Genomic DNA, 2,327 nt, shown 5'->3' on the forward strand with positions numbered 1-2,327 from the left:
AGGGCAGCGTCCAGGGCTGCGTCGCTGCCCGGCGCGCCATCGCGCCCGGCCTTGAGCACGATGACGGGCTTGACGCTGGCCGCGGACCGCAGCGCGCTCATGAATTCACGCGCCACGCCCGGTTCTTCGAGATACAGCACGATGCTGTCGGTGCGCGGGTCGCTGGCCAGGAAATCGAGCACTTGCTCCAGGCCCACCGCGGCCTCGTCGCCCAGCGACACCGCGGTGGAAAAGCCGATGTGCACGTCTTCGGCCCAATCCATGACGGCTGCCGTGATGGAACGCGACTGGGCCACCATGGCCACCCGGCCGGCGCGCGCCAGCCGGGGATGCTGGCTGAGGTTCAGCCCCGCGTGGGGCCGCTGGGCGCCAAAAGCGCGCGGCCCCAGCAGGGCACAGTGGTTTTCCCGGGCCCAGGCACGGCACAGGGCCAAAGTGCCGCCGGGATAAGGGTCGGGCAGTTCGTGGGGCAGCACGATGGCCGCGCGGGGGCGCAGCGGTGCCAGGCGCCGCAGGGTTTCGGGCAACACCGCCGGGGAAACGCACACCAGCGCCAGGTCGGGGCGTTGCCCCGGCTCCAGGCCCACGCAGGTGCCGGGAAGATCGGGCGCCACGCCGGGTTCGGCCGCGACCAGGGTGCTGCGGGCGCGCAAGGCGGACGGCAGCGTATCGGCCACGGGCAGCGGGCGGTCGGCCACCACAAGCAGCGATTCGGGCTCGAACAACGGGGCGAGAGCGTGTCGCAACATGAGCAGAACGGGCGCTATTCTAAAATACGGCCATCGTAACAAGACGGCCCCGCGATCGCCATTGACCGCACCCCAGTTTTCCCGCCATGCGCGGGGCCGGCCACGTTGTTTTTTCCCTGCCGCTTATGACCTCGACCCCTGCTCCTATCCGCACCCGCTTCGCCCCTTCGCCCACGGGCTTCCTGCACTTGGGCGGCGCCCGCACCGCGCTGTTTTCCTGGGCGTTCGCGCGCCACCACGAGGGTGTCTTCGTGCTGCGCATCGAAGACACCGATGTGGAACGGTCCACGCCCGAAGCCGTGCAAGCCATCCTGGACAGCATGGACTGGCTGGGCATGCAGCCCGACGAGGGCCCGTTCTACCAGATGAAGCGCATGGACCGCTATCGCGAAGTGGTTGCGCAGATGCTGAAGGATGGCACCGCCTACCATTGCTACAGCTCTCCCGAGGAGGTCGAGGCCATGCGTGAAGCGGCCCGCGCCCAGGGGCTGAAGCCGCGCTACGACGGCACCTGGCGCCCGGAACCGGGCAAGACCCTGCCGCCGGTGCCGGCGGGCCGCCAGCCCGTGGTGCGCTTCAAGAACCCGCAGGACGGCGCCACCGGCTGGAACGACATGGTGAAGGGGCCGATCAGCTTCGACAACACCGAACTGGACGACCTGATCATCGCCCGCCCCGACGGCACCCCCACCTATAACTTCTGCGTGGTGGTCGACGACTGGGACATGGGCATCACGCACGTGCTGCGCGGCGACGACCACGTCAACAATACGCCGCGCCAGATCAATATCCTGCGCGCCCTGGGCGCCACCCTGCCCCAGTACGGGCACGTGCCCATGATTCTGGGCCCCGACGGCGAAAAACTGTCCAAGCGCCATGGCGCGGTCAACGTCATGGAATACGACGCGCAGGGCTATCTGCCGGAAGCCATGGTGAACTACCTGGCGCGCCTGGGCTGGAGCCATGGCGACGATGAACTCTTCACGCGCGAGCAGTTCGTGGCCTGGTTCGACACGCGGCACCTGTCGAAATCGGCATCGCAGTGGGACCCGAAGAAGCTGAACTGGGTGAACGCGCACTACATCAAGCAGATGGACAACGCCGAACTGGCCAAACGCGTTGCGCCGCGTATTGAATGGCGCGGCGGCAATGCCGGCGCGGTAGACCTGGCCACGGCCATGGGCCTGCTGAAAGACCGCGCCGAAACCCTGGAACAACTGGCCGAGGCCGCGATGCTGTTCTGCAAGCCCTACGAGGCGGCCGGCGCCGACCTGGCCGAACAACACCTGACCCCGGCCGCGCGCGAGGCGCTGGCCGATTTCGCGCAGCGCGCCGCGGGCACCGACTGGACCCGCGAGGCCATTTCCGCCCTGATCAAAGCCATGCTGGCCGAACGCGGCCTGAAAATGCCGCAACTGGCGATCCCGCTGCGCGTGGCGGTGGTGGGCCAGACCCAGACCCCCGCGGTGGATGCGGTGCTGGCCTTGATCGGCAAGGAAACGGTGCTGCAGCGCCTGCAGGCGGTGTAGGTCAGGCCTGCGCGGCCGCCAGGCGGCGGCGCAGCGCCCAGGCGAAACC

1 protein-coding gene and 1 pseudogene are annotated in these 2,327 nt (G+C 68.7%); one reads left to right on the plus strand and one right to left on the minus strand.

Going from position 1 to position 2,327, the window contains the following annotated elements:
- A pseudogene (locus LPZ50_RS24180) lies at positions 1 to 749 on the minus strand (GNAT family N-acetyltransferase); the annotation flags it as partial.
- A 125-nt stretch (positions 750 to 874) separates the two neighbouring features.
- Here LPZ50_RS24180 and gltX point away from each other — a divergent pair.
- The gene (gene gltX, locus LPZ50_RS24185) at positions 875 to 2,278 is read left to right on the plus strand and encodes a glutamate--tRNA ligase (protein WP_230665384.1); all 1,404 of its coding nucleotides are present in this window, start codon (positions 875 to 877) and stop codon (positions 2,276 to 2,278) included.
- The last annotated feature ends 49 nt before the right edge of the window (positions 2,279 to 2,327 follow it).

The organism is Bordetella petrii (assembly GCF_020991325.1).
Classification (GTDB): Bacteria; Pseudomonadota; Gammaproteobacteria; order Burkholderiales; family Burkholderiaceae_B; genus Bordetella_A; species Bordetella_A petrii_E.

Coding starts and splice junctions, on each gene's coding strand:
- gltX (WP_230665384.1), top strand. CDS start 875: ATGACCTCGACCCCTGCTCCTATCCGCACCCGCTTCGCCCCTTCGCCC.